18 protein-coding genes, 1 tRNA gene and 3 rRNA genes are annotated in these 24848 nt (G+C 59.7%); 19 read left to right on the forward strand and 3 right to left on the reverse strand.

The genetic code is table 11. The annotated features are described in order from the left end of the window. Window positions 1-10 precede the first annotated feature (10 nt). From C795_RS0111380 to C795_RS0111415, 8 genes are all read left to right on the forward strand, one after another. Entirely contained in the window at window positions 11-2380 is a 2370-nt protein-coding gene (locus C795_RS0111380; protein WP_198008465.1) for a hypothetical protein, read from the forward strand. A 9-nt stretch (window positions 2381-2389) separates the two neighbouring features. After that, window positions 2390-2680 carry a hypothetical protein gene (locus tag C795_RS0111385; protein WP_157487081.1) on the forward strand — a complete coding sequence of 97 codons (291 nt, stop codon included), beginning with the start codon at window positions 2390-2392 and terminating at the stop codon, window positions 2678-2680. Window positions 2681-2742: 62 nt separating this feature from the next. Continuing rightward, the gene (locus tag C795_RS0111390) at window positions 2743-3387 is read left to right on the forward strand and encodes a M23 family metallopeptidase (RefSeq protein ID WP_017793888.1); all 645 of its coding nucleotides are present in this window, start codon (window positions 2743-2745) and stop codon (window positions 3385-3387) included. 20 nt (window positions 3388-3407) lie between these two features. Further along, window positions 3408-3761 carry a DUF2746 domain-containing protein gene (locus C795_RS0111395; RefSeq protein ID WP_017793889.1) on the forward strand — a complete coding sequence of 118 codons (354 nt, stop codon included), beginning with the start codon at window positions 3408-3410 and terminating at the stop codon, window positions 3759-3761. Between the two features lie 158 nt (window positions 3762-3919). Beyond that, window positions 3920-5572, forward strand: coding sequence for an IS21 family transposase (istA, locus tag C795_RS0111400; RefSeq protein WP_017791933.1), 1653 nt, complete (start codon window positions 3920-3922; stop codon window positions 5570-5572). Further along, window positions 5565-6338 carry an ATP-binding protein gene (locus C795_RS0111405; protein ID WP_017791934.1) on the forward strand — a complete coding sequence of 258 codons (774 nt, stop codon included), beginning with the start codon at window positions 5565-5567 and terminating at the stop codon, window positions 6336-6338. Before istA ends, C795_RS0111405 begins: the two co-directional genes overlap by 8 nt. A gap of 114 nt (window positions 6339-6452) precedes the next feature. Beyond that, window positions 6453-6719: a hypothetical protein gene (locus C795_RS0111410; RefSeq protein ID WP_017793890.1), complete on the forward strand. Its 267-nt coding sequence runs from the start codon at window positions 6453-6455 to the stop codon at window positions 6717-6719. 574 nt (window positions 6720-7293) lie between these two features. Continuing rightward, a complete protein-coding gene (locus C795_RS0111415; RefSeq protein ID WP_017793891.1) occupies window positions 7294-8163 on the forward strand; it encodes a DUF3800 domain-containing protein in 870 nt (289 codons plus the stop codon). Between the two features lie 458 nt (window positions 8164-8621). Here C795_RS0111415 and C795_RS0111425 read toward each other — a convergent pair. Then, window positions 8622-8703 (reverse strand) — tRNA-Leu (locus C795_RS0111425). A gap of 32 nt (window positions 8704-8735) precedes the next feature. Beyond that, window positions 8736-9524, reverse strand: coding sequence for a TIGR00645 family protein (locus C795_RS0111430; protein WP_017793893.1), 789 nt, complete (start codon window positions 9522-9524; stop codon window positions 8736-8738). Between the two features lie 341 nt (window positions 9525-9865). Between C795_RS0111430 and C795_RS0111435 the strand changes: the two genes are divergently transcribed. The 11 genes from C795_RS0111435 (at window position 9866) to rrf (ending at window position 24163) form a co-directional block, all read left to right on the forward strand. Beyond that, the gene (locus tag C795_RS0111435) at window positions 9866-10915 is read left to right on the forward strand and encodes a TerC family protein (RefSeq protein ID WP_017793894.1); all 1050 of its coding nucleotides are present in this window, start codon (window positions 9866-9868) and stop codon (window positions 10913-10915) included. Window positions 10916-11266: 351 nt separating this feature from the next. Continuing rightward, a complete protein-coding gene (leuC, locus tag C795_RS0111440; protein ID WP_017793895.1) occupies window positions 11267-12772 on the forward strand; it encodes a 3-isopropylmalate dehydratase large subunit in 1506 nt (501 codons plus the stop codon). Between the two features lie 2 nt (window positions 12773-12774). Next, the gene (gene leuD / locus C795_RS0111445; protein WP_017793896.1) at window positions 12775-13377 is read left to right on the forward strand and encodes a 3-isopropylmalate dehydratase small subunit; all 603 of its coding nucleotides are present in this window, start codon (window positions 12775-12777) and stop codon (window positions 13375-13377) included. 53 nt (window positions 13378-13430) lie between these two features. Continuing rightward, on the forward strand, window positions 13431-14759 hold the full coding sequence (murA, locus tag C795_RS0111450; RefSeq protein ID WP_051053807.1) for a UDP-N-acetylglucosamine 1-carboxyvinyltransferase: 1329 nt from the start codon (window positions 13431-13433) through the stop codon (window positions 14757-14759). Window positions 14760-14821: 62 nt separating this feature from the next. Then, on the forward strand, window positions 14822-15595 hold the full coding sequence (locus C795_RS0111455) for a lysophospholipid acyltransferase family protein (protein WP_026139636.1): 774 nt from the start codon (window positions 14822-14824) through the stop codon (window positions 15593-15595). 17 nt (window positions 15596-15612) lie between these two features. Continuing rightward, complete coding sequence (locus C795_RS0111460) at window positions 15613-16710, forward strand: NAD(P)H-dependent glycerol-3-phosphate dehydrogenase (RefSeq protein ID WP_017793899.1); 1098 nt, start codon at window positions 15613-15615, stop codon at window positions 16708-16710. Next, window positions 16710-17840: a D-alanine--D-alanine ligase family protein gene (locus C795_RS0111465; protein ID WP_017793900.1), complete on the forward strand. Its 1131-nt coding sequence runs from the start codon at window positions 16710-16712 to the stop codon at window positions 17838-17840. The genes C795_RS0111460 and C795_RS0111465 overlap by 1 nt, the downstream gene beginning before the upstream one ends. Window positions 17841-17913: 73 nt before the next feature. Further along, complete coding sequence (locus tag C795_RS0111470) at window positions 17914-18450, forward strand: hypothetical protein (RefSeq protein WP_017793901.1); 537 nt, start codon at window positions 17914-17916, stop codon at window positions 18448-18450. 405 nt (window positions 18451-18855) lie between these two features. Then, window positions 18856-20381 (forward strand): 16S ribosomal RNA (locus C795_RS15920). Between the two features lie 417 nt (window positions 20382-20798). After that, window positions 20799-23904 (forward strand): 23S ribosomal RNA (locus C795_RS0111480). A gap of 142 nt (window positions 23905-24046) precedes the next feature. Continuing rightward, window positions 24047-24163, forward strand: a 5S ribosomal RNA gene (rrf, locus tag C795_RS0111485). Together the 16S, 23S and 5S rRNA genes form the textbook arrangement of a ribosomal RNA operon. A 163-nt stretch (window positions 24164-24326) precedes the next feature. Here the strand turns inward: rrf and C795_RS0111490 are convergent. Continuing rightward, window positions 24327-24812 (reverse strand): DUF3515 family protein, encoded by a 486-nt coding sequence (locus C795_RS0111490; protein ID WP_026139638.1) that lies wholly within the window; start codon window positions 24810-24812, stop codon window positions 24327-24329. Between the last annotated feature and the right edge of the window lie 36 nt (window positions 24813-24848).

The following is a 24848-nucleotide window of genomic DNA, read 5'->3' on the forward strand; positions in this document are numbered from 1 at the left end:
TCAGTTGAGTTTGCGGAAGCAGGCTCGTGCAGCGGCGCGTCAGCGTCGTGATTTGGCGGGCCTGTCGCGTACCGTGCAGGTGCTGCGGTCGACGGTCAGTGTGGGCGACGACGATATTGATCTTGATGACGTGTTGTCGGGTGCTGTCGGTACGGGGGAGGCCACGCTCGAGCTGGCATCGGATGTGGGCTATCTCGATGACGGGATGGATGCTGACACGATCTTGGGGTCTGGTGCTGCGGCTGATGCGGGTGATCTCGCTGAGGTGACGGATGCGATCCCTGATATGGGGGACGTGTTTGATCAGGCCGCGGACGCGGACGATGAGGCACACGAGGGCCGCATGCGTGCCATTGAGGGTGCTGTAGATATTGATGCTGCGCTAGCTGCAGCGGGGCAGGCGGCACAAGACGCCGCTAACGCACTCACCACGTCTAACGGGAAGAACTCGCGACGCCGCGGCGCTACCGAGCCCGCACCGCCTGAGGGTGGCTGGGTGCAGGGTGACCAGTGGGTGCGCGACGAGGATCGTGATGGCGTACTGGTGCCGGTGCAGGTACTCGTCTGGGACGGTGCTGGGTTTGTGCCAGAGCAGATCATCGCTGATGACATTCTTGTGATCGGCGAAGACGGCACGGTTCGCATCAAGGACGACACCGTTACTGCTGGCGCTATCGCTGCTGATGCTCTCGACTTCAAGACAGCCAGAGGAGCACAGTTCTACGGCGGGTACATTGAGGCTCCTACCATTGCGTCATCGTCCACGCTTGGGTCTGGCGCGAATGTCCTTGATGATCCTGAGTTTGTGTCTGCCGTCAATTCGGCTTGGGTGCTGAGTGGGCACGCTGGTGACGCGGCTGCCACACAGCGGGACACAATTGCCTGGGATCAGGCCTGGACTGCGGCGAAGATACTTGGTGGGAGTGAGGCGCGCCGGAATTGGGGCTCAGTGAAGGCAGACCTGGCACTCACGCCGGGTTCTCGGCGCACTGGCAGTATCGTCATGCCCAACTACTCGTGGCTAAACATCACGCCACGCACGCTCACCAACCCGTACACATTCAAAGCGAACGCCACGTGGAATGAATCTCTCAGCATGAATGGCGGTGCACCTGACCCGACGTTCAAAGCAGTAGATTCGCGCGCGCCAGGTGCCGGTTCCGAGAAAACAACATATCTCACCAACTCTGCTGTGATTAGCGTTGTCGCCGGTGAGCGGTGGAATATCCGCTTGGCCTACGAGAAGCTAACCGACGAGACGGTCGGGTTTGTTGCGTCGGCTGCATTCGAGGTGGTGAACGCAACAACAGGGGTTGTGCTGCATACGCGCACCATTTCTGCCCCAGAGCTGAAGGTCGGCAACATTGTCGAATGGTGGGATTCGGCGTTTACCGGCACCGTCAAGTGTCGTGTTAAGGCAACGTATACGGCTGGTGGTGGGGGCGGTCCGTTCGGGAGTGGCACGAGTGGCGGTGCGGTGAGATCAGTCACGAGTGATTCATTCGCAAGATGGTCTATCGATGGCACGCAGCAAACCGCTTGGCTCGGGAACGGGAGCAACAAGAGACTCCCATATAAGACTGCGCCCCAAGCTGACACTTTCACCTCACTGCTTGGCACGCATGGCCTCGCGTACACATTGCGAGCAGGGTTCGCCTGGAATATCCAATCCGCCGTTTTTGCGAAGGTAGAGCCGGCTAGGGGATGGAGGCTCACGGAAGAGTTCGGGGCAGAGTTTTTCAACTCGCTTGGCGCTCGAACTGGACGCATAGATGGTGAGGATAACTATTTCACTGGCAGGATCGGCACGGCTGAGTCTGGTGAACGGTGGGAGCTTGAGGGTGACGCGATCACCCTGTACGACGAGTACGGGCAGCCGCTGGGAGCGATGAAGCGGTCTGGGCCGGGAGTGACGACGAGCTTCAACACGTTCGCACTCAAGTCGCAGCTCGACGCGTGGGCTCCTATCGACGGCACTCACGCATGGGTGACCAGCGAGGGACGCGAGTACGTTCGTAGCAGCGGCAGATGGTGCCTGCTCCCAGACGCATCGAAAGACACCGTTGGTCTGGTGCCGCTACCTGGCACCCCGGCCACTGGCATCACTGCTGAGACACAAGCGGAGTATGAGGTTCGGTCAGGGTGGGTCGTGCTGAGGTTCTACGTTTTCGGAGACATCGCGGAAAGTGCTGCGCAAGACGTCTGGTCAGGCGTGCCAACACAACTACGGCCACCAACAAACAGGTTTGCTGCAGCATGGCTTGCTGGCGGATATGTGGGAACAGCGTTTGTGCGTTCCAACGGGACTGTCGCAGTAGCGAACAGGAGCGGTGCAACGCGCACGTCATCGCAGTTCACCATTGTTTATCCGTTGCCGTAGGAGGCTTACATGTCGTATCTAGTTCAGTCTCAGATGGCCCGCGACTACGGCCTGATCATGCGTATCGCTGCGTGTGCTGCGGCGGAGGGTATCGTGGATCGGCCCGAATCGTGGGCTGATGACCGACGTATCCGGTTCATGGCGTCGCCCGGGTGGGCGGAAGCGTACGGGCGGTGCGAGTGCGAGAAGCCCGGCGAGTGCGAAACGTCGATCCCTGACGACATGATTCTCGCCGCAGTGCGAGACGTGATCGCAGCCGAGCTCGCCGCCACACCACCAGCACCAGACCCTGTCGAATAGCGGGGCACCATTACATAGCCATCCTGCGGGGTGGCTTTTTTCATACCCGAAAGGAGGGCACCGTGGCAGACATTTTCTGGCCTGCGCGTAGCCCCGTAGTAACAGAGGAAGCCGGTACTCGTGGCGGCACGCACTCAGGCATTGATTTGGCTGCGAAGCGTGGCGACCCGGTGCTCGCACCGTTTGATGGTGTCGCCGTGTACGTCGGCGGTGACGGCGCCACCGGTCGTCTCTGGCTCGGCGACCGATGGCTGTACCCGAACGGGGAAGGTCGCACCGTCGACATACGCCGCGCTGACGGCCTCATCTCCCGAGTCGGCCACCTCAACGGCTACGCGATCAAGCAAGGCCAAACAGTGAAAGCCGGTCAAGTCGTCGGATACGCCGGTGACTCCGGCTACTCCACAGGCGTGCACATCCACTGGGAACTCCGGTGGGACCGTGCTTGGTCAGGTGGAAACTGGATCAACCCGCGCACACTCACCCCCAAATCCCAGGAGGACATCGTGACCCCGCAAGACATCGAAAAGATCGCTCAGCGCACCGCCCAGCTCGTGCTCAGCACGCCCGTGAAGCAGACCGGCAAGGGCCGAACCGGCACCCTCACACTGCGCGGCCTCATCGGGTCGTGGCATCACCAGATCGGGGTCACCCGCCGCATCGTGGAGTCCACCAACGCGCTCGTCAAGAAGCTCACCGGCAAATAGCGGGCGCGTAGGGGGAACGCATGACTGAAGGTGTGTGGATCGCGATTATCGGCGCGTTTCAAGCCATCACGCTACTCGTGCTTCAACGGGTAGTGCGCAACACGGCAGCGACCAAAGAGGACACTGCAGAGGTGAAACGTGAGGTCAAGAACGACCACACAACGAACCTTCGTGAAGAGCAGGACGAGCGCCACGACGAAGTCATGGACGCGATGCGCGGCATGAAGAAGGACATCGGCAGGCTCGATGACCGCGACGTGGAAAACCTGCGTCACCGTCGCCAGCTTGACGGCAAATTCGATGCGCTCGACACGAAGTTTGACGAACATTTGGCATGGTCGCGTGAGTACGTGGCCGGGCAGGAGAAAACATGAACATCGACATCCCCGCGTGTTTAGAAGGCGCTTCGGAAAGCGCGTGTGCAACGATCGGAAAGCATTGATGTAAGCATCGGGTAGCGCTCTCGATGGCTTCTGGCTGAGGATGGCTCTTACCCTGGCGACGAGTGTTCGCTGGGGCGAGAGGAATTCTAATGACGGATTATCGGCAGCTGATGCTGCTTTTGATAGAAAAACGCTCTTACCGGGAGATTGCTACGCGGCTGGGCTGCTCGCAGCGCACGATCGCTAAGGTACGCCGCGTGCTCGACGAGCAGCAACTCGTCGGCAGTGAACAGGTTGCGGCGTTGGCGCTGGAAGAAATCGACGGGCTCTTCTCCGACGGACGCAAGAGCGCAGCGGACGGGTTTGTGCCAGTGGACATCGACAAGGTGGTCCAGTCGAGGTTAGGGCGGAAGAAACCGCCGTTGAAAGTACTCTGGGCCAAATACCTGCAAACAGATGCTCCTGCTGGGGTACGCCATTACGGGTACGAGCGGTTCTGCCAGATTATTGCTGAGTATGTACGCGTGAGAGACCTCACCGCCCCGATCAAGCATGTGCCCGGGCATACGATGCAAGTCGATTGGGCGGGCACCCGCATGCAGATCATCGACCCGATCAGTCGAGCAACCACCCCGGTGTCGGTGTTCGTCGCGTCACTGCCGTACTCCGGACTCGTGTTCGCGTATGGCTACCTCGATGAGAAACAACCTGCCTGGCATGACGCTCACCGACGCGCATTCGAGTACGTGAACGGTGTCACCCTGCTGGTCGTGCCCGACAACGCTTCGACGGCATCGAACCAGATCAGCAAGGCCTCGCGTGCTCGTGACGTGAACGGCTCCTATGCGGAGTTTCTCGAGCATTACCGGACCGCTGCTGTTCCCACGAGGTCAGCTGCTCCAAGAGATAAAGGGAACGTCGAAGCTGGGGTGAAAGTCGTCACGAATTGGGTCATTCACTACCTCAATGATCAAGTGTTCGCGTCACTCGATGATCTCAACGGAGCAGTCGCAGAGCGTGTGGAATGGATCAACCGCAGGATCCCGTTCCGGGGTGAACAGCGCAGCCGGATGGACTGGTTTGAGGAGGCCGAGAGGACGGGTCTCCTCGAGTTGCCAGCTCAGAGATGGGAGCCGGTGGTGTGGCGCAAAGCAAAAGTACATCGCGACTGGCATGTCCAGATCGACACCATCAAGTACTCAGTTCCGTACGAGTTCGCTGGCCTGAACGTCGACGTGCGTATCGTCGGCGAACAACTCGATGTGCTTGCTGATGGCGCAGTGATTGCGACGCATCAGCGCGGCAGCCATCGGAACGGGTATGTCACCGATGCTGAACATGCGCCCGCCTATCTGGAAGAAACGGCGGGGCTCTGGACGCGCGCCTATTTTCTCAGACAGGCCGCGAAAGTAGGGCCCGGAACGGTCGCCGCGCTCACGAGGCTGCTCGATGGGAAGAAGATCGAGGCACAAGGGTTCCGGTCATGCATGAACATCCTCGATCTCGGGAAGCGGGGCAGCCGGCAGCAGCTCGAACGCGCCTGCAAACAGCTCACCGATAACGACGCACACAGGCAGATCAGTTATACCGCCGTGAAACACGCGCTGGCAGTTGTCAGAGCTGAGCAAGACGAGCGCCCCCAAATCATACGATCAGGTGCGAGGACAACGGGGACCGAATCTCCTCACTCGCGTCGAATCGCTGGCCGCGACACGAGCGGCGCGCATCTGGCAGGGCCCGGGGCGTTCAGCCTCGAAGCACTCACCGGCATCCAGCCAGGAGCGGAGGGGGCCGATGTTTGAGCAGCACCTCACTGAGGACGACATGCCCCTGTTCACCAAACTGCGATTGACAGCATTTGGTGAAACCGTCATTAACATCGCGAACGATCCCTCGTTTGATGAGTGGTCGTTCTCGCAGAAGATCAGGCACGCGCTGAATCAAGAGACCGAGGCTCGGGGTGAGCGTCGTATGTTGAAACTGTTGAAAGCGTCGCGCACCCCGAACCCTGCCGCCTGTGTCGAGGACATCCACTACCTCGACGGCCGCTCGTTACACCGTGAAGTAATTGCCAGACTTGCTGCATGTAGATGGGTAGATCACTGCACAAACCTTGTCATTCTCGGGTCATCGAGCGTGGGAAAATCATACCTCGCGCAAGCAATGGTGAATGCAGCCTGCCGCCGTGATTACACGGCAAGGTATTACCGGTTGGATGACCTCGCGAACCAGCTCGCGGTCTATCACCACACCGATCCAGCCAGGTTGAAGTTCTTACAAGACCTCCATGCCTGCGACGCGTTAGTCCTGGATGACTTTCTCACGACGCCGATCAGTAGTGAGACCGCTGCCGAGGTCCTCAATATTCTCGCCGCGAGGGAGGGCCGGGGCGCGACCGTGGTGACGAGTCAGTTCGATCCCGAGGACTGGTACAAATCACTTCATGATGCAGTGGTCGCGGAGTCAATATTGAATCGGATCGTGTCGAACGCAGAGATCGTGCAGTTGGCCGGCCCGAACATGCGTAGGCACACGGTCACTGGCATCGATAGCGGGCTTGAGGTATAGCTCAAGGGTCATGCGTGGGTGCAGCGAGCACTTTACGGTCGTTGCACCCACGCTTTCCGATCGTTACACACGCGCTTTCCGAAACGTCGACTAAACACCGCGATCCCGGCAGGCGTGCTGACTCTGCTCAGTTTCCTCGCACCGTACGCGATCGCCCTCATCAATCATCCGTCGTGGCCCGCACGGTGGAAGCGCACCATCGCTATCGCAGTGAGTCTCTTGCTCACGCTCATCGTGCTCGGCTTCTACTACTGGCAGACCGGCGACGTGATGCCACAATGGCCCGTGCTGATCCTGCTGGGTCTTGTTGTGTCGCAGGCCGCGTTCACGCTGCTGTGGCCGTCGACTAAGCGTGTGGAAGCTAAGCACGGCGCACGATGACAGTTCCGCCCCTCATTCCTTCGGGAGTGAGGGGCGGTTTTTCTGTGCGCGAGGGGGCAACACAGCAACGGGGTCAGCTTCTGCAAGCCGACCCCGCCTGGGGCCATCGCACATTAGGGGGGGAGACGCGATGGCCAAAGGAAAGTAAAGGCCATTTTGAGAGCTAAGTCAAACCAAGGCAAACACTTGGGTGCCTGAGCAAAAATCTTAAACATACCCCTTGCATCGCCACCGTAGCTCGATGCTATGGTGGCGGTAGCCTCACATGTTGGGGCCGACTCAAGGAAGTGTCGAGCTGAGCTAGAGCTTCACCGTTTTAGCGCTGCAATATGCAAAGCTTTCGACGATTCTTCAGGAGGGGGAGCCTGGCGGGTCGAGGGGCGTTGTGAGCGTTTGCTTGCAGCGCCCCTGTTTTTGGTCACGGCACACATCGGATTCCACGGCATTCCTCCCATGCGAGAGAGGATACGAGTGACCTACGACAAGCCAGTAGCCGGCCGTTCGAGAACAAGGCCTGTCCGCGTAAGCTGCTAGCTTTGTCAAACTGGGATTTGAGTAACAGAATGAGGGCGTTGTGTTTCTTTTTTACTTAGACGAGCACGGGGAATCTTCGATGAAGGTCGACCCGAGCGACCCGAAACGAATCGCTTCTGATGTCTCTCCCTACTTCACATTGTCTGCAGTTGGCATCAGGGACTCGGTCCGAAAGCCATTTGCTGATGCTCTGTTCGAAACAAAGAAACGCCACTTCGGGGACAGTATTGAGGAGGCAGAATGGGGAGATAGCGAGATAAAAGGGCGCCACTTGCGGCGAACTTTCGTTTCCGTCAGTAATGGAAAAGTTAATCGAAATCCGCCAGCGTACTCAGTAATCAAGACCCAGAGAGCTGCAGAGCATCTCTTTGATGACCTTGGGCTTCTGATTGCTAAATTCAGGCCCCTTATCTTTACGGCAATCGTTGACAAGCAAAGACTCCTCACGACGAGGGGGGAATCTTTCCACAACCCTATTGGCGTGGCTTATGCGCTGATTCATGAGCGAATCGCGCTTGCCTTGGAGAAGCTCTACGTTGGTGAAAGCGCCATCATTATTGCGGACCAACAAAAGCAGCACGAGAAGTTCTTTAGAGAAGGCGGCATGAATGAAATGCGCAATCGGGTCTCAGCGCCTCTGAGAGTGCAACCCAACTTCGATCTAATACTCGACAAGCCTCTCTGGTTGGATACTGATCTGAGTTCGTGGGATAGAGAGCTGCTGCAAATCGCTGACATGGTTGCGTATTCGTCAGCAACTTGTGTTGAGGACGGTCGCGCTCCGGAAGCGTCGCACTATCTGTGGCCTCAGATGAAGAATTCGATGGCTGTCCATTGGAGAAATGGAGACGTGAACCAGGCCGGTTTCACAGTGTTCCCTAGGAGCGCTACACATTATCCTGAAACGTAAAACCGGCGCTAGATTCGAGAAGGCCACCGGATTCCAGAAGCCCGATCGTAGCGCCGGTATAAGAGAACATATCATGCTTCAGCTATCAGTGCAACTAAGATAACGAATGTTCAGTCGACGCTTCTCGGGACGAGCCAACGGGTGACAAGTCGAGGATTAGCCGGCGCTCGTGCGCCCGCACGAGCTCGCCAACACGGGACACGGACAGTCCGACCTCTGCCGCGATCTGCGCGTAGGTGAGGCCTTCAGCGCGGAGCTCGAGTATCCGTTCGTTCACGCACACCGCCAGTGCAGTATGAGCGCCCCGTCGGGGATCGTGTAGGTAGCGATAGCAACAGGCATGAAGACAGATTAGCGGCTGCACCAAATCAGGTTTCGAGCCTGTGGCTGCACTTGTGGCTGCACCATCGGCAAAGGGCAGTAGCTTCGAAAAGCTACTGCCCTTTGTTTACCTCACGTACGCGAGATGGGACTTGAACCCACACGTCCTAAGACACTGGAACCTAAATCCAGCGCGTCTGCCAATTCCGCCACTCGCGCGAGCGGCCAGTTTGCACCGGCCGGGAACCAGCTTAGCGGTTCTCGGGCTCCGATACGATTTCTGCGCCCTCAGGGAGTTGCGCACCCGCGGGGAGCCGGATCGTGACGTACTGCGCCTCGCCAGTTGCGGTGCCAGCACCAGTAGCAGAGACACCAGGTCGCGACCCTGCCATCAACTCGGCCTCAATGTCCGCCGCGGTGATCTGGTCGCTGTGGTTTGACGGCGCATGGTGGCTCATCTTGTCGATCCATGCCAGCGCCAGCGCCGACACGATGAACGCGAGGTGGATCATGACCTCCCAGAACACGCCCTCGCTCGAGTAGAGCACGGTGCCGTCGGGGTACCGAACGTAACCGTCCTCCATGCGGCCGACCTCGATAAAGGTCTTGAGCAGGTGGATCGACGAGATCGAGATGATCGAGACGGCCAGCTTCACCTTCAGCAGGTTAGCGTTGACGTGCGACAGCCAGTCCGGCTCGTCGTGGTGGCCACCCACGCGAATCTTCGACACAAACGTCTCGTAGCCGCCGATGATTACCATAATCAGCAAGTTCGCGATCATCACGATGTCGATCAGCGCGAGCACGCTCAGCATGATGACCGTCTCGGAGACCTCACCCGTCACGAAAACCTTCTCGAGCAAGTGCCACAGCTCGACGAAGAACAACGCGACGTAAATCGCCTGCGCAATGATTAGCCCAAGGTAGAGCGGCGCCTGTAGCCAACGGCTCGCAAAAATGAAGCCCGCGAGCGTGCGTGACGCAATACCCGGGCCCCTTCCGGCACTGCGTTCGATCGGGGCTTGATGAGGACGGTTCACGAATCTCCCAGAGCTTGGCCTCACAACGCGGTACTACCGCGGCAAGACCGGCGAACAAATCGGTGAGGCAAATGTTATCGCGCGCCGCGCCGCCGAAAGCTGACCGGGCGCCGAAATGGAGCTTCGCAACATATACTGGTCGACGCGAAGGGGAGTATTCCGCATTCGCTCGTGTCGTCAATACGTAGCGCGCCGACCGCGCTGCCGGTGCGAGCGCGACGCGATCCGGCGCTGGATCTCGCGGGCCGCAAGGCCCACGATCTTGCTGCCATCAGATCCGCGTCGGGAAGAGACCTTCGGTGATCGGCGTACTCTCGCCCAACCGAAGGAAAGTAATTCCTGTGACCTCTGTTCTGCCGCTCTGGTTCGAGATCGGATCAATGATCCTGCTCGTTGGCATCTTGATTGTCGACCTGTTGCTGATCGTGCGCCGCCCCCACGTACCCTCGATGCGCGAGGCGAGCCTGTGGGTGGGCTTCTATGTGCTGCTCGCGCTCGTGTTCGCCGGGGCCATCTTCCTGCTCGGCGATGTACAGCACGGCTCCGAGTTCCTTGCCGGCTGGCTCACTGAGTACAGCCTGTCGATCGACAACCTGTTCGTGTTCGTGTTGATTCTCGCGAGCTTCAAGGTGCCGTCGGCGTACCAGCAGCGCGCGCTCATGATTGGCATCGTGCTCGCCCTGATCTTCCGTGGCCTGTTCATTCTCGCCGGCGCCGCACTCATCGAGCGGTTCATCTGGATCTTTTTCATCTTCGGCGCATGGTTGATCTGGACCGCGTGGCAGCAGGTGAAGCCCGGGGGAGACGACCACGGTGGAGACAGCTGGATCATTCGCCAGGCTAAGAAGGTCATGCCCATCACTGACCACTACGACGGCGGCAAGATGCGCACGACGGTTGACGGCAAGCGGATGTGGACCCCGTTCTTCCTCGTGCTGATCTCGCTCGGCACCACCGACCTGCTGTTCGCGCTCGACTCGATCCCCGCAATCTTCGGCATCACGCAGAGCCCGTTCATCGTGTTCACCGCCAACGTGTTTGCCCTGATGGGCCTGCGCCAGCTCTACTTCCTGCTCGGCGGTCTGCTCGAGCGTCTCGAGTACCTGAAGTACGGCATCGCGTTCATCCTCGCGTTCATTGGCGTGAAGCTCGTCTTCCACGCACTGCACGAGAACGAGCTCCCCTTCATCAACGGCGGCGAGCCCGTCGCATGGGTGCCCGACATCAGCACCTGGATGTCGCTCGGCGTGATCCTCGGCGCGATGATTGTCGCCACCGTGGCCAGCGTAATCAAGGCCAAGAAGGTCGCCGCGGCACACGGCGAGACGCTGCACTTCGGCGCGGCAGAGATCGCCTCTGACACGGCGACGGACGCTCCCGACACCAAGTAAGTGACACCAAGTACGTGCTGCACCTGCGCCCGTAGTGAGGCGCAGCCGCGCTGATACGAACGCCCCGTGCCCGGTCACCCGACCGAGCACGGGGCGTTCTGTCGTTGGGGCGCAGTAACTGTCATGTTTCGTGACGGCACGCGTGTGCTCTCACAGTCACCGTATTTGCCGGTGCTAGACTCGGCTCATGCGATCGTGGCTGGTGCTTCTTCACTGCCGCGACGGGGCCTAACCCTTTTCGGTCACCCGTCGCGGAGTCTTCCTATGGGCCGATCCCACCGCGCAGGGGCCGAAATAATTTCGCGCAGCGCAGCGTTAGAGATGACGCACCGACCGAAAGATGAAGCACGCATGAGTGAGCAAAACGTTCAGACCTCCGCGGTACCGGCACAGCCCCGTACCCTCGCGGAAAAGCTCTGGGACGACCACGTCGTCGTCAAGGGCGAGGGCGACCAGCCCGATCTGATCTACATTGACCTCCACCTGATCCACGAGGTCACGAGCCCGCAGGCCTTCGATGGCCTGCGCGTGGCGGACCGGCCGCTGCGCCGCGTCGACCTCATGATCGCGACCGAGGACCACAACACCCCGACGCTGAACATCACGAAGCAGATCGAGGATCCGACGAGCCGGCTGCAGATCGAGACCCTGCGCAACAACGTCGCTGAGTTCGGTGTGCGCGCACACCCGCTCGGTGACAAGGAGCAGGGCATCGTGCACGTCGTTGGCCCGCAGCTCGGCCTGTCGATGCCGGGCATCACCGTCGTGTGCGGCGACAGCCACACCTCGACCCACGGCGCATTCGGTGCACTCGCGTTCGGCATCGGCACGAGCGAGGTCGAGCACGTTATGGCGACGCAGACCCTCCCGCTGAAGCCCTTCAAGACGATGGCCATCAACGTCGAGGGTGAACTGCGCCCTGGCGTTACCGCGAAGGACATCATCCTCGCCGTCATCGCAGAGATCGGCACCGGCGGTGGTCAGGGCTACGTGCTCGAGTACCGCGGCTCCGCCATCCGCACGCTGTCCATGGACGGCCGCATGACGATGTGCAACATGTCGATCGAGGCCGGCGCACGCGCAGGTATGGTCGCCCCCGACGACATCACGTTCGACTATGTCAAGGGCCGCGATCACGCCCCCAAGGGCGCCGACTGGGATTCAGCGGTCGAGTACTGGAAGACGCTGCCCACCGACGAGGGCGCCGTCTTTGACAAGGAAATCTTCATCGATGCGGCACAACTTGAGCCGTTCGTCACCTGGGGCACGAACCCCGGCCAGGGCGTCCTGCTGAGTGACAATGTTCCCGATCCGGCACAGATTGTAGATCCCAACGAGCGCGCCGCAGCAGAGCGCGCGCTCGAATACATGGATCTCGTGGCGGGTACCCCCATGAAGGACGTGCCGGTTGACGCCGTGTTCATGGGCTCGTGCACCAACAGCCGCCTCGAAGACCTGAGCGAATTCGCAGAGATCATTAAGGGCAAGAAGAAGGCCGATGGCGTGCGCCTCATGGTCGTTCCCGGTTCGGCCCGCGTGCGGCTCGAGGCCGAGGCCATCGGCATCGACAAGATCGTTGAAGCGTTTGGCGGCGAATGGCGCTTCGCCGGTTGCTCCATGTGCCTCGGCATGAACCCCGATCAGCTCGAGCCGGGGGAGCGCTGCGCGTCGACCTCGAACCGTAACTTTGAGGGACGCCAGGGCAAGGGTGGCCGCACGCACCTCGTGTCGCCGCTCGTGGCCGCGGCCACCGCGATCCGGGGCACGCTCTCGAGCCCCTGGGACCTGCAGGAGGATGCCGCGAACGGCATCACGCACGACGCAACCGACGCTAACGCTGTGAAGATTGGGGCCTAACCATGGAGAAGTTCACCACCCGTACCGGCGTTGCGGTTCCGCTCAAGCGCTCAAACGTTGACACCGACCAGATCATCCCCGCTGTATTTCTGAAGCGCGTGACGAAGACCGGCTTCGACGACGCACTGTTTCACCACTGGCGCCAGGACGAGAACTTCGTGCTGAACCAGGAGGCCTTCAAGGGCGCAGAGATTCTCGTCGCCGGCGCAGACTTCGGTACCGGCTCCTCGCGTGAGCACGCCGTCTGGGCGCTGCGCGATTACGGCTTCAACGTCGTCATCTCGCCCCGCTTCGCAGACATCTTCCGTGGCAACTCGGGCAAGCAGGGTTTGCTTGCCGCAGAGGTTTCAGAGGAAGACGTGCAAAAATTGTGGGCGGCGATCGACGCAGATCCCGGCATGAAGCTCACCGTCAGTCTTGAAGACTGCACGGTTACGGCCGGTGAACTTACCGTGCCGTTCCAGGTTGACGAGTACACCCGCTGGCGTTTGCTAGAGGGCCTCGACGACATTTCTTTGACGCTCCGCAACGAGGAGGCTATTTCTCACTTTGAGAAGAGCCGCCCCAGCTGGATGCCGACGACGACCCCGGTGGAGGCCGCGTGACTGACAACGATTCCGAAGGCCTGAAGATTGATGCGCAGAAGGCTGCGACCCGTGTGGGGTTGACCTCGAACGAGATCATCATCAATGGCGGATCGCCGCTAAAGGGCCGCATTGAGGTGCGCGGCGCCAAAAACCTTGCCCCCAAGGCGATGGTTGCGGCGCTGCTCGGCACGAGCGCGAGCATCCTGCGCAACGTGCCCAACGTCTCCGACATTCGCGTTGTGGCGGGCCTGCTCGCGCTGCACGGCGTGCAGGTTACCCGCGGCGCGGCAGAGGGCGAATGGCGCCTCGATCCGTCGAACGTCGAGCAGGCGCACCACGCCGACATCGACGCGCACGCCGGTTCCTCGCGCATCCCGATTCTGCTGTGTGGCCCGCTGCTGCACCGTCTCGGCGAGGCCTTTATCCCCGATCTCGGCGGCTGCCGGATCGGCGATCGCCCGATCGACTTCCACCTCGAGGCGCTGCGCAAGTTTGGTGCGGTCGTCGAGAAGCTGCCGAGCGGCATTAGCCTGACGGCGCCAAACGGCCTGCACGGCGCGAACATCGAGCTGCCCTACCCCTCGGTCGGCGCGACCGAGCAGGTGCTGCTCACGAGCGTGCTCGCGCAGGGCCAGACGGAGCTGCGTAACGCCGCCATCGAGCCTGAGATCATCGACCTCATCTGCATCCTGCAGAAAATGGGCGCGATCATCACGGTCGAACCGAACCGCGTCATCTTCATTGAGGGCGTCGAGGAGCTGCGCGGGTATGATCACCGCGCACTGTTCGACCGCAACGAGGCGGCAAGCTGGGCCTCGGCCGCGCTCGCCACCAAGGGCGACGTGTTCGTTGGCGGCGCGCAGCAGGAAGAGATGATGACCTTCCTGAACGTCTTCCGCAAGGTTGGCGGCGACTTCGAGGTACACGACGATGGCATTCGCTTCTGGCACCCGGGTGGGCCGCTGAAGCCGGTCACTATCGAGACCGACGTGCACCCCGGCTTCATGACGGATTGGCAGCAGCCGCTCGTCGTGGCGCTGACGCAGGCTGAGGGTGTTTCGACCATCCACGAGACCGTCTACGAGAACCGTTTTGGCTTCACCGACGCGCTCAACAAGATGGGTGCGAACATCGAGGTCTACAAGGACGGCATGCACGATGATGCTCGTCGCGTCATGCGCCGCGAGTTCGAGCAGGCCGCCATCATCTCGGGCCCCACGCCACTAACGGGCGCTGAAATCGAGGTTCCGGATCTGCGCGGTGGCTTCAGCTACCTGATCGCAGGTCTCACCGCGGAGGGGCAGACCAAGGTCACCAACCTCGGCATTATTTCTCGTGGATACGAGAACTTCATTGAGAAGCTGCGCCTCCTCGGCGCGGATTTCGTCTACGAAGGCTAATTGCGACGCGCGCGCCGGGGATGCATGCACCCACGGCGCGCGCGATTCGAGATAATTGATTCATGACTGAAACGGTAAAGCTGCGCAGTCGGCCTTCTGCAGAAAAGCGACGGCCTTCCGCGTTCTGGATTCTTGCCGGCGTGACACTGCCCGCATGGTCGCTGATGGCGCGTTACCGATTCACGCCGCAGTCACAGCTGCCGCGTTCGGGGCCCTTCATCCTCGCCCCCAATCACTACAGCGAGATCGATCCGATCGCGATGGGTGCAGCGGTGTGGCATCTCGGCCGGTTGCCGCGGTTTATGGCGAAGGCAAGCCTGTTCAAGGTTCCCGTACTCGGCTGGCTGATGCGCGCATCGGGCCAGGTCCCCGTCGAGCGCGAGGGCGCAGGCCGGGGAACGGGGACTGGCGGTGCGTTGGGCGCGGCCGGATCCCTGATCAAGAATGACTCCGGCGTGATCGTGTACCCCGAGGGCACACTCACCCGCGATCCGGACCTGTGGCCCATGCGCGGCAAGAGCGGCGCGGTTCGTCTCGCGCTCGAGTCGGGTATTCCGCTGATTCCCGTTGCACACTGGGGTACGCAGAAGCTGATGCCCCGTTACGGCAAGAAGATTCACCCCTTCCCACGCAAGACCATTGAGGTTTCGGTGGGGGAGCCGCTTGATCTGAGCAAGTATCGTGCCGGTCACATCGATCAAAAGGCGATCAACGCGGCCACGGCAGAGCTCATGAAGGCAATCACCGATCTCTTGGCCGACTTGCGCGGCGAGACCCCGCCGCCCGAGCGCTGGGATCCGAACAAGCATCAGCAAAGTGAGACAGGACGATTTTGACAACGAAACCGAATCCGGTGGTGGCCAAGCGAGCCGCGCGCAATCGCGGACGCAAGGTTGCCGTGATTGGTTCGGGAAGCTGGGGCACCACCTTCGCGAAGGTGCTCAGCGACGCGGGCTGCGACGTCACGATGTGGGCTCGCCGCCCCGAGGTTGCGAACGAAGTTCAGATCGCAAAGCGCAACAGCCAGTACCTGCCCGGCATTAACCTGCCGAAGTCGCTGAATGCGACGAGCGATCTCGCCGAAGCGTTGAAGGACGCCCAGCTCGTGTTCCTCGCGGTCCCGAGCCAGACGATGCGCCAGAACCTGCTCGACATCGAACCGCACCTCGACGAGCGCAGCGTGCTCGTGAGCCTCGTGAAGGGCGTCGAGAAGACGACGACCATGCGCATGTCAGAGGTGATTGCTGACACGCTCGATCTTGATCCGGATCGCATTGCGGTCGTTTCGGGCCCGAATATCGCGCTTGAGATCGCGAAGGAGCAGCCCACGGGCGCAGTCGCCTCGTGCGCAGACCTCTCGGTCGCGGAAGAGATCGCGACCGCTGCATCGGCCCCGTACTTCCGAACCTACGTCAACACCGACGTCGTTGGTACTGAACTCGGCGGCGTGCTGAAGAACCTGATCGCGCTCGCGATCGGCATCGTCGACGGCGTGGGCTACGGCGAGAACACGAAGGCAGCCATCATCACGCGCGGTCTCGCCGAGATGACCGAGTTTGCGATTGTCTCGGGCGGCGAGGCCGCCACGATGTCGGGGCTCGCGGGCCTCGGCGACCTGATCGCGACCTGCCAGTCGCCGCTGTCGCGCAACAACACGGCCGGTCGACTGATCGGTCAGGGCTACTCGCAGGAGGAGACCCGCGAGCAGATGAACCAGGTCGCCGAGGGCATCACCTCGGTGGCTCCGGTGCTCGAGCTCGCACGCGAACGCGGCATCGTGATGCCCATCGTTGAGCAGGTGCAGATGGTGCTTGAGGGCACCATGGCACCCAAGAACCTTGGCCCGCACCTCGCGACCGAGGACAGCGTGCCGCAACCCGAGCTCAAAATCGGCGGGCAGGCGCCCGGCCGATGGCAGCGCTTCGTGAACCGTATGAAGGGAACCCACTAGTGAGTGACTCCACCCAGGCCCAGGTCTCGTCAAAGCGCACCGTAGTGCTGCTGTTTGGCGGTCGTTCCAGCGAGCACGGCATCAGTTGCGTGACCGCGGCGGGCGTGCTGCGCGCCATCGACCGTGAGGCGTTCGACGTGATTCCCGTCGGTATCACCAAGCGTGGCGCCACGGTTCTGATGCAGGAAGACGACCTCGAGGCGTACGGGCTCGAAGCCGGCGCGCTCCCCGAGGTCAGCGACAATGGCACGCGCGTGCTGTGGCCGGCGTCGCTCGACACTCGCGCGATCACCGTGATTTCGGAGGACGGTTCGCTGCGGTCGCTCGGTCACGTCGACGCGGTGCTGCCCATGCTGCACGGCCCCTACGGCGAAGACGGTACGGTGCAGGGCATGTTCGACCTTGTCGATATGCCTTACGTGGGAAGCGGTGTTCTGGGCTCCGCCCTCTGCATGGACAAGCACGCGGTCAAGACGGTGCTTGCTGCAGCCGGCATTGCTGTCGCGCCCTGGCGCACGGTCACGCTTGACGAGATCGAGCGCGACGCGTCGCTCGCCACTCGCCTCGATGAGGGTCTGACCTACCCGCTCTTTATTAAGCCCGCTCGCGCCGGATCATCGGTGGGTGTCAGCAAGGTCATCGAGTCCGCCGAAATTCCTGCCGCGCTCGAACTGGCCTTCGCCGAGGATCGCACCGTGCTCATCGAGTCGGGCGTCACCGGCCGCGAGGTCGAGATCGCTGTGCTTGAGGGACGTGCCGGGGCAAGCCCGCGCGCCAGCTCGGTGATTGGCGAGATCGTGTTTTCTGGCCGCGAGTTCTATGACTTCGAGGCCAAGTACTTGGGTGCTGCGGGCATCGACCTTGAACTGCCGGCCCGAGTGACGGACGCCGAGTACGAGGCTATCCGGAGCGCAGCAGTTCGTGCGTTTGAAGTTGCGCAGTGCGCAGGTCTCTCACGCATTGACTTCTTCCTGACCGAGCAGGGCCCGGTGCTGAACGAGATCAACACGCTCCCCGGGTTCACTCCCGTCTCGATGTACCCACGCCTGTGGGCGGAGTCGGGGCTCGGATACACCGGACTCATCACCGAGCTCATTGAGCTCGCGATCGAGAAGCGCCCCGCCTACTAGACACAGGCGTTCGCACTACTCAGCTCCCCATACCCCAACGGGTATGGGGAGCTTTGTTGTGTAGGGTGCGATTATGGCGAGAAACCTGCAGCTCCGGATCGGTACCCAACTGCGTTTGGCCCTTCAGGCCATCAGGCAGTGGTCGGGGAAGAAATGGCTGTGGGCAGCCGGGTTCAGCGCCGTGTTTCTCGTGTTGATGGGGGCATCGACCGTGCTCATCCCCAATCAGTTCTTTACGCGCGAGATTGCCGCGGTCTGGTGGAACTATCCCGTGTGGCTCTTCACCTCGATCGCGGCGGGCATGCTGGCCGCGACATATGTGCGTACGCCCAGTGGAGGAGAAACCGCGGGGGAGCGGAGGCGTGACGCCACGCGCAGTGCGCGGCTTGGCATGGCCGGTGGATTTCTCGCCTGGTTCGCGGTGGGATGCCCGGTCTGCAACAAGATTGCGCTGCTCGCCCTGGGATACACGGGGGCGCTGACCTGGTTTGCGCCCTTCCAGCCGGTCCTTGCCGGCGTCGCCCTCGTCTTCACGGTGGGGGCTTTGGTGGTCAGGCTGCGGGGTGAGGTGTCCTGCCTGGTTTCGCGCCCCGAGATGGTTTTGGCGTAATCATGCCGTTTACCTGCGCGACACGCCACGGATACCGCCCGGGTTTGCCCTCGCCCCGACAACTGCGTAATGTTATCTCTTGTCGCCGCAACGAAGCCGGGCCGCAGGGCGGGCCGGCTACATTAGCTTGCGGTAAACACCACTCGAAAGTGTGGTAGATTAGACAAGTTGTCTTTCGGAAGGCTTTGGCTGGTACGGGGGATGTCTGGTCCTTGAGAACTCAATAGTGTGCACTTGAAATGTCAAATGCCAATTTTATATCCCGTCGCTGGATCCTTGTGGTCTGGTTGATGGCGATTCCTTTTGGACAAAATATATATGAACGTCAGTAATGATGTTCGTTTTTGTCAGGTTGAACTCGCACGCTCGTTGCCTTATTCCGGTGATGGGTTGTGCATGTAATTTTTTACGGAGAGTTTGATCCTGGCTCAGGACGAACGCTGGCGGCGTGCTTAACACATGCAAGTCGAACGCTGAAGCCCCAGCTTGCTGGGGTGGATGAGTGGCGAACGGGTGAGTAACACGTGAGTAACCTGCCCATCACTCTGGGATAAGCACTGGAAACGGTGTCTAATACTGGATATGCACAATGGCCGCATGGCCTGTTGTGGGAAAGATTTATCGGTGGTGGATGGACTCGCGGCCTATCAGCTTGTTGGTGAGGTAATGGCTCACCAAGGCGACGACGGGTAGCCGGCCTGAGAGGGTGACCGGCCACACTGGGACTGAGACACGGCCCAGACTCCTACGGGAGGCAGCAGTGGGGAATATTGCACAATGGGCGCAAGCCTGATGCAGCAACGCCGCGTGAGGGATGACGGCCTTCGGGTTGTAAACCTCTTTTAGTAGGGAAGAAGCGCAAGTGACGGTACCTGCAGAAAAAGCACCGGCTAACTACGTGCCAGCAGCCGCGGTAATACGTAGGGTGCAAGCGTTGTCCGGAATTATTGGGCGTAAAGAGCTCGTAGGCGGCTTGTCGCGTCTGCTGTGAAAACCCGAGGCTCAACCTCGGGCTTGCAGTGGGTACGGGCAGGCTAGAGTGCGGTAGGGGAGATTGGAATTCCTGGTGTAGCGGTGGAATGCGCAGATATCAGGAGGAACACCGATGGCGAAGGCAGATCTCTGGGCCGCTACTGACGCTGAGGAGCGAAAGCATGGGGAGCGAACAGGATTAGATACCCTGGTAGTCCATGCCGTAAACGTTGGGAACTAGATGTAGGGCCTGTTCCACGGGTTCTGTGTCGTAGCTAACGCATTAAGTTCCCCGCCTGGGGAGTACGGCCGCAAGGCTAAAACTCAAAGGAATTGACGGGGGCCCGCACAAGCGGCGGAGCATGCGGATTAATTCGATGCAACGCGAAGAACCTTACCAAGGCTTGACATATAGAAGAACGGGCGAGAGATCGTCAACTCTTTGGACACTTCTATACAGGTGGTGCATGGTTGTCGTCAGCTCGTGTCGTGAGATGTTCGGTTAAGTCCGGCAACGAGCGCAACCCTCGTCCTATGTTGCCAGCACGTTATGGTGGGAACTCATGGGATACTGCCGTGGTCAACACGGAGGAAGGTGGGGATGACGTCAAATCATCATGCCCCTTATGTCTTGGGCTTCACGCATGCTACAATGGCCGGTACAATGGGCTGCGATACCGCGAGGTGGAGCGAATCCCAAAAAGCCGGTCTCAGTTCGGATTGGGGTCTGCAACTCGACCCCATGAAGTCGGAGTCGCTAGTAATCGCAGATCAGCAACGCTGCGGTGAATACGTTCCCGGGCCTTGTACACACCGCCCGTCAAGTCATGAAAGTCGGTAACACCCGAAGCCGGTGGCCTAACCCGTAAGGGAGGGAGCTGTCGAAGGTGGGACTGGTGATTAGGACTAAGTCGTAACAAGGTAGCCGTACCGGAAGGTGCGGCTGGATCACCTCCTTTCTAAGGAGCACTCGTGACCTATGGTCGCGCAGATTGCCCAGATTAAGAACGAATGTTTCTTACTGGGTGCTCATGGGTGGAACATTTGACAGTGGAGTGCTGGTGTTGGTTTCTGTGTGAGTACATTGTCCTTTGGGATGGTCGGAAAGCGTGGGGGTTGATGGCAGTGTTTGAGATGGTGCATACTATTGGGTCCTGAAGGCCCAGCCGGCTACATGCTTTCGAGTGTGTGGGTGACTGAGTTTTCGGGCCTGCGCTCACAGCACGTGTTGGTTGTGGGGGTGGGATCGACCGTACGTTGAGAACTACACAGTGGACGCGAGCATCTAACAACAGCTCTTGTGGTTGTTGTTGATACTTTATTTATTTTCATTGGTCGCATCAGCTTGCTGGTGTGATTTTCTGATACTTATGTGATTTCAAATCTTTAAGAGCAAACGGTGGATGCCTTGGCATCTGGAGCCGAAGAAGGACGTAGTAATCTGCGATAAGCCTCGAGGAGCCGATAAACGGGCTGTGATCCGAGGATTTCCGAATGGGGAAACCCCGCCAGGGCGCGTGCGTACCTGGTGACTCCCGCCTGAATATATAGGGCGGGTAGAGGGAACGGGGGGAAGTGAAACATCTCAGTACCCCCAGGAAGAGAAAACAATAGTGATTCCGGTAGTAGTGGCGAGCGAACCCGGAAGAGGCTAAACCGGTCATGTGTGATACCCGGCAGGGGTTGCATGGTCGGGGTTGTGGGACATGCCTGAAGATACTGCCGTGTCTTCGACGTGAGAGTGAAGCTATAGGAGAACCGCTTGGAACGGCGGACCGGAGTGGGTGAGAGTCCCGTATCCGAAATGGTTTTACCGCGTGGTGTGTATCCCAAGTAGCACGGGGCCCGAGAAATCCCGTGTGAATCTGTCAGGACCACCTGATAAGCCTAAATACTTCCAGATGACCGATAGCGGACTAGTACCGTGAGGGAAAGGTGAAAAGTACCCCGGGAGGGGAGTGAAATAGTACCTGAAACCGTTTGCTTACAATCCGTCAGAGCCTCCTTGTAGGGGTGATGGCGTGCCTTTTGAAGAATGAGCCTGCGAGTTAGCGATATGTGGCGAGGTTAACCCGTGTGGGGTAGCCGTAGCGAAAGCGAGTCTGAATAGGGCGATTCAGTCGCATGTCCTAGACCCGAAGCGAAGTGATCTATCCATGGCCAGGTTGAAGCGCGTGTAAGAGCGCGTGGAGGACCGAACCCACTTAGGTTGAAAACTGAGGGGATGAGCTGTGGATAGGGGTGAAAGGCCAATCAAACTTCGTGATAGCTGGTTCTCTCCGAAATGCATTTAGGTGCAGCGTTGCGTGTTTCTTACCGGAGGTAGAGCTACTGGATGGCCGATGGGCCCTACAAGGTTACTGACGTCAGCTAAACTCCGAATGCCGGTAAGTGAGAGCGCAGCAGTGAGACTGTGGGGGATAAGCTTCATAGTCGAGAGGGAAACAACCCAGATCACCATCTAAGGTCCCAAAGCGCGTGCTAAGTGGAAAAGGATGTGGAGTTGCTGTGACAACCAGGAGGTTGGCTTAGAAGCAGCCACCCTTGAAAGAGTGCGTAATAGCTCACTGGTCAAGTGATTCCGCGCCGACAATGTAACGGGGCTCAAGCACGCCACCGAAGTTGTGGCATTTAACGTATAGACAAGCCTTCGTGGTTCAGTCCGTTGGATGGGTAGGAGAGCGTCGTGTGGCGAGTGAAGCGGCGGAGTGATCCAGCCGTGGATGCTACACGAGTGAGAATGCAGGCATGAGTAGCGAAAGACGGGTGAGAAACCCGTCCTCCGGAAGACCAAGGGTTCCAGGGTCAAGCTAATCTTCCCTGGGTAAGTCGGGACCTAAGGCGAGGCCGACAGGCGTAGTCGATGGACAACGGGTTGATATTCCCGTACCGGCGGTAAACCGTCAAAGGCCTAACGAGTAGTGCTAAGCAAACCAAGATTCACGTGGATCCTTCGGGTGATGTGTGGGTGGCGGCTGCGAACCCAGACTCGGGTGGTGAGCGTGAGGTGTGACGCAGGAAGGTAGCCTGTGCCGGGCGATGGTTGTCCCGGTGTAAGTGTGTAGGCCGAGTGATAGGCAAATCCGTCACTCATATAGGTTGAGACACGATGCGGACCCGTTTGGGGAAGCAGGTGATCCTATGCTGCCAAGAAAAGCATCGACGCGAGGTTTACTGTTGCCCGTACCCCAAACCGACTCAGGTGGTCAGGTAGAGAATACTCAGGAGATCGAGATAATCATGGTGAAGGAACTCGGCAAAATGCCCCCGTAACTTCGGGAGAAGGGGGGCCATCCACTTATTAGGACTTGCTCCGAAAGGGTGTGGTGGCCGCAGAGACCAGTGGGGAACGACTGTTTACTAAAAACACAGGTCCGTGCTAACACGCAAGTGGACGTATACGGACTGACGCCTGCCCGGTGCTGGAAGGTTAAGAGGAGAGGTTAGACTTCGGTCGAAGCTTTGAATTTAAGCCCCAGTAAACGGCGGTGGTAACTATAACCATCCTAAGGTAGCGAAATTCCTTGTCGGGTAAGTTCCGACCTGCACGAATGGCGTAACGATTCCCCAGCTGTCTCCACCGTGAACTCGGCGAAATTGCAATACGAGTAAAGATGCTCGTTACGCGCAGAAGGACGGAAAGACCCCGTGACCTTTACTACAGCTTGGTATTGGTGTTCGGTGTGGCTTGTGTAGGATAGGTGGGAGACTGTGAAGCTGTGACGCTAGTTATGGTGGAGTCGTTGTTGAAATACCACTCTGGTCATATTGGATATCTAACTATGGACCCTGATCGGGTTCTGGGACAGTGCCTGGTGGGTAGTTTAACTGGGGCGGTTGCCTCCTAAAATGTAACGGAGGCGCCCAAAGGTTCCCTCAACCTGGTTGGCAATCAGGTGGCGAGTGTAAGTGCACAAGGGAGCTTGACTGTGAGACTGACAGGTCGAGCAGGGACGAAAGTCGGGACTAGTGATCCGGCAGTGGCTTGTGGAAGCGCTGTCGCTCAACGGATAAAAGGTACCTCGGGGATAACAGGCTGATCTTGCCCAAGAGTCCATATCGACGGCATGGTTTGGCACCTCGATGTCGGCTCGTCGCATCCTGGGGCTGGAGTTGGTCCCAAGGGTTGGGCTGTTCGCCCATTAAAGCGGTACGCGAGCTGGGTTTAGAACGTCGTGAGACAGTTCGGTCCCTATCCTCTGCGCGCGTTGGAAATTTGAGAGGATCTGACCCTAGTACGAGAGGACCGGGTTGGACAGACCTCTGGTGTGCCAGTTGTTCTGCCAAGGGCATGGCTGGTTGGCTACGTTTGGGATGGATAACCGCTGAAAGCATCTAAGCGGGAAGCCGGCCTCAAGATGAGATTTCCGTACACTTTCGAGTGTGTGAGGCTCCCAGTAGATTACTGGGTTGATAGGCCAGATGTGGAAGCATGGTAACGTGTGGAGCTGACTGGTACTAATAAGCCGATGGTTTGATTTCACCCCCACCTTTGGGTTGGGGGATGTAAGTTATAGATTCTGTATGTAACGATGTTCGCGTCTACTTTGTGGTTCCCAACGGACGGCCACACCCAGAAGACTCCTGTACGGGGAGTTGGGGTGGCTGGTGATGTTGATAGAGTTACGGTGGTTATAGCGTCAGGGAAACGCCCGGTCACATTCCGAACCCGGAAGCTAAGACTGACTGCGCCGATGGTACTGCACTCGGGAGGGTGTGGGAGAGTAGGTCACCGCCGGACACCTTTTAGTGGGGGTTGGTTCACAGTATTGTGGACCAGCCCCCTTTTTTTATGCCCAAAAACAATGCGCGATAGGCAGCGCAAAAGGCGGCCCCCACGATCTGTGGGGGCCGCCTTTTCGCGTTTCAGGGGCGATGTCGCACGGGAGTACTGCAGCCAGGGACTACTGGAGCTCGAGGGTGTCCGACACGGCCGTGCACTTGCGCGTCTGGGGGAGCTGGCGTGCGACAGCGCTGAGGTCGAGCACCGCGTCGGTGCCGCTCACAACCTCTGAATCGACAAACACGGCGAGGCCGGGCTCGCGACCGTACGCCTCGAATCGGTAGATCGGGGCCGCCGAGTCGTCGATGATCCAGTCGACACCGTTCACCGCGACGCACTGGTCCGTGGTCGGCCCGCTGGGCTCGACGCCGCACACGAGCTGTACCGCAGCGGTCTCTCCCCAGGCGCCGGTGGCCTGCGCGTTGGTCGTGCGCTTGTCCAAGCCGGCAACCTGATCGGGCAGTCGCACCGTGACGCCGGCGCAAGCCGGGTCGTTTGCGTTCGCGGAGGGTTCCATGGGAACCGTGCTGGCGCAGGAGGTAAGCAGCGCAGACGCTGCGGCGACGGCCGAAACGGCGCGGAGGATCCTAGATGCTGATCGTTTCACCCGTCCAGCCTACCCAGCCCGGCGCGTACCGGGCTG

This window comes from Leucobacter salsicius M1-8 (genome assembly GCF_000350525.1).
Classification (GTDB): Bacteria; Actinomycetota; Actinomycetes; order Actinomycetales; family Microbacteriaceae; genus Leucobacter; species Leucobacter salsicius.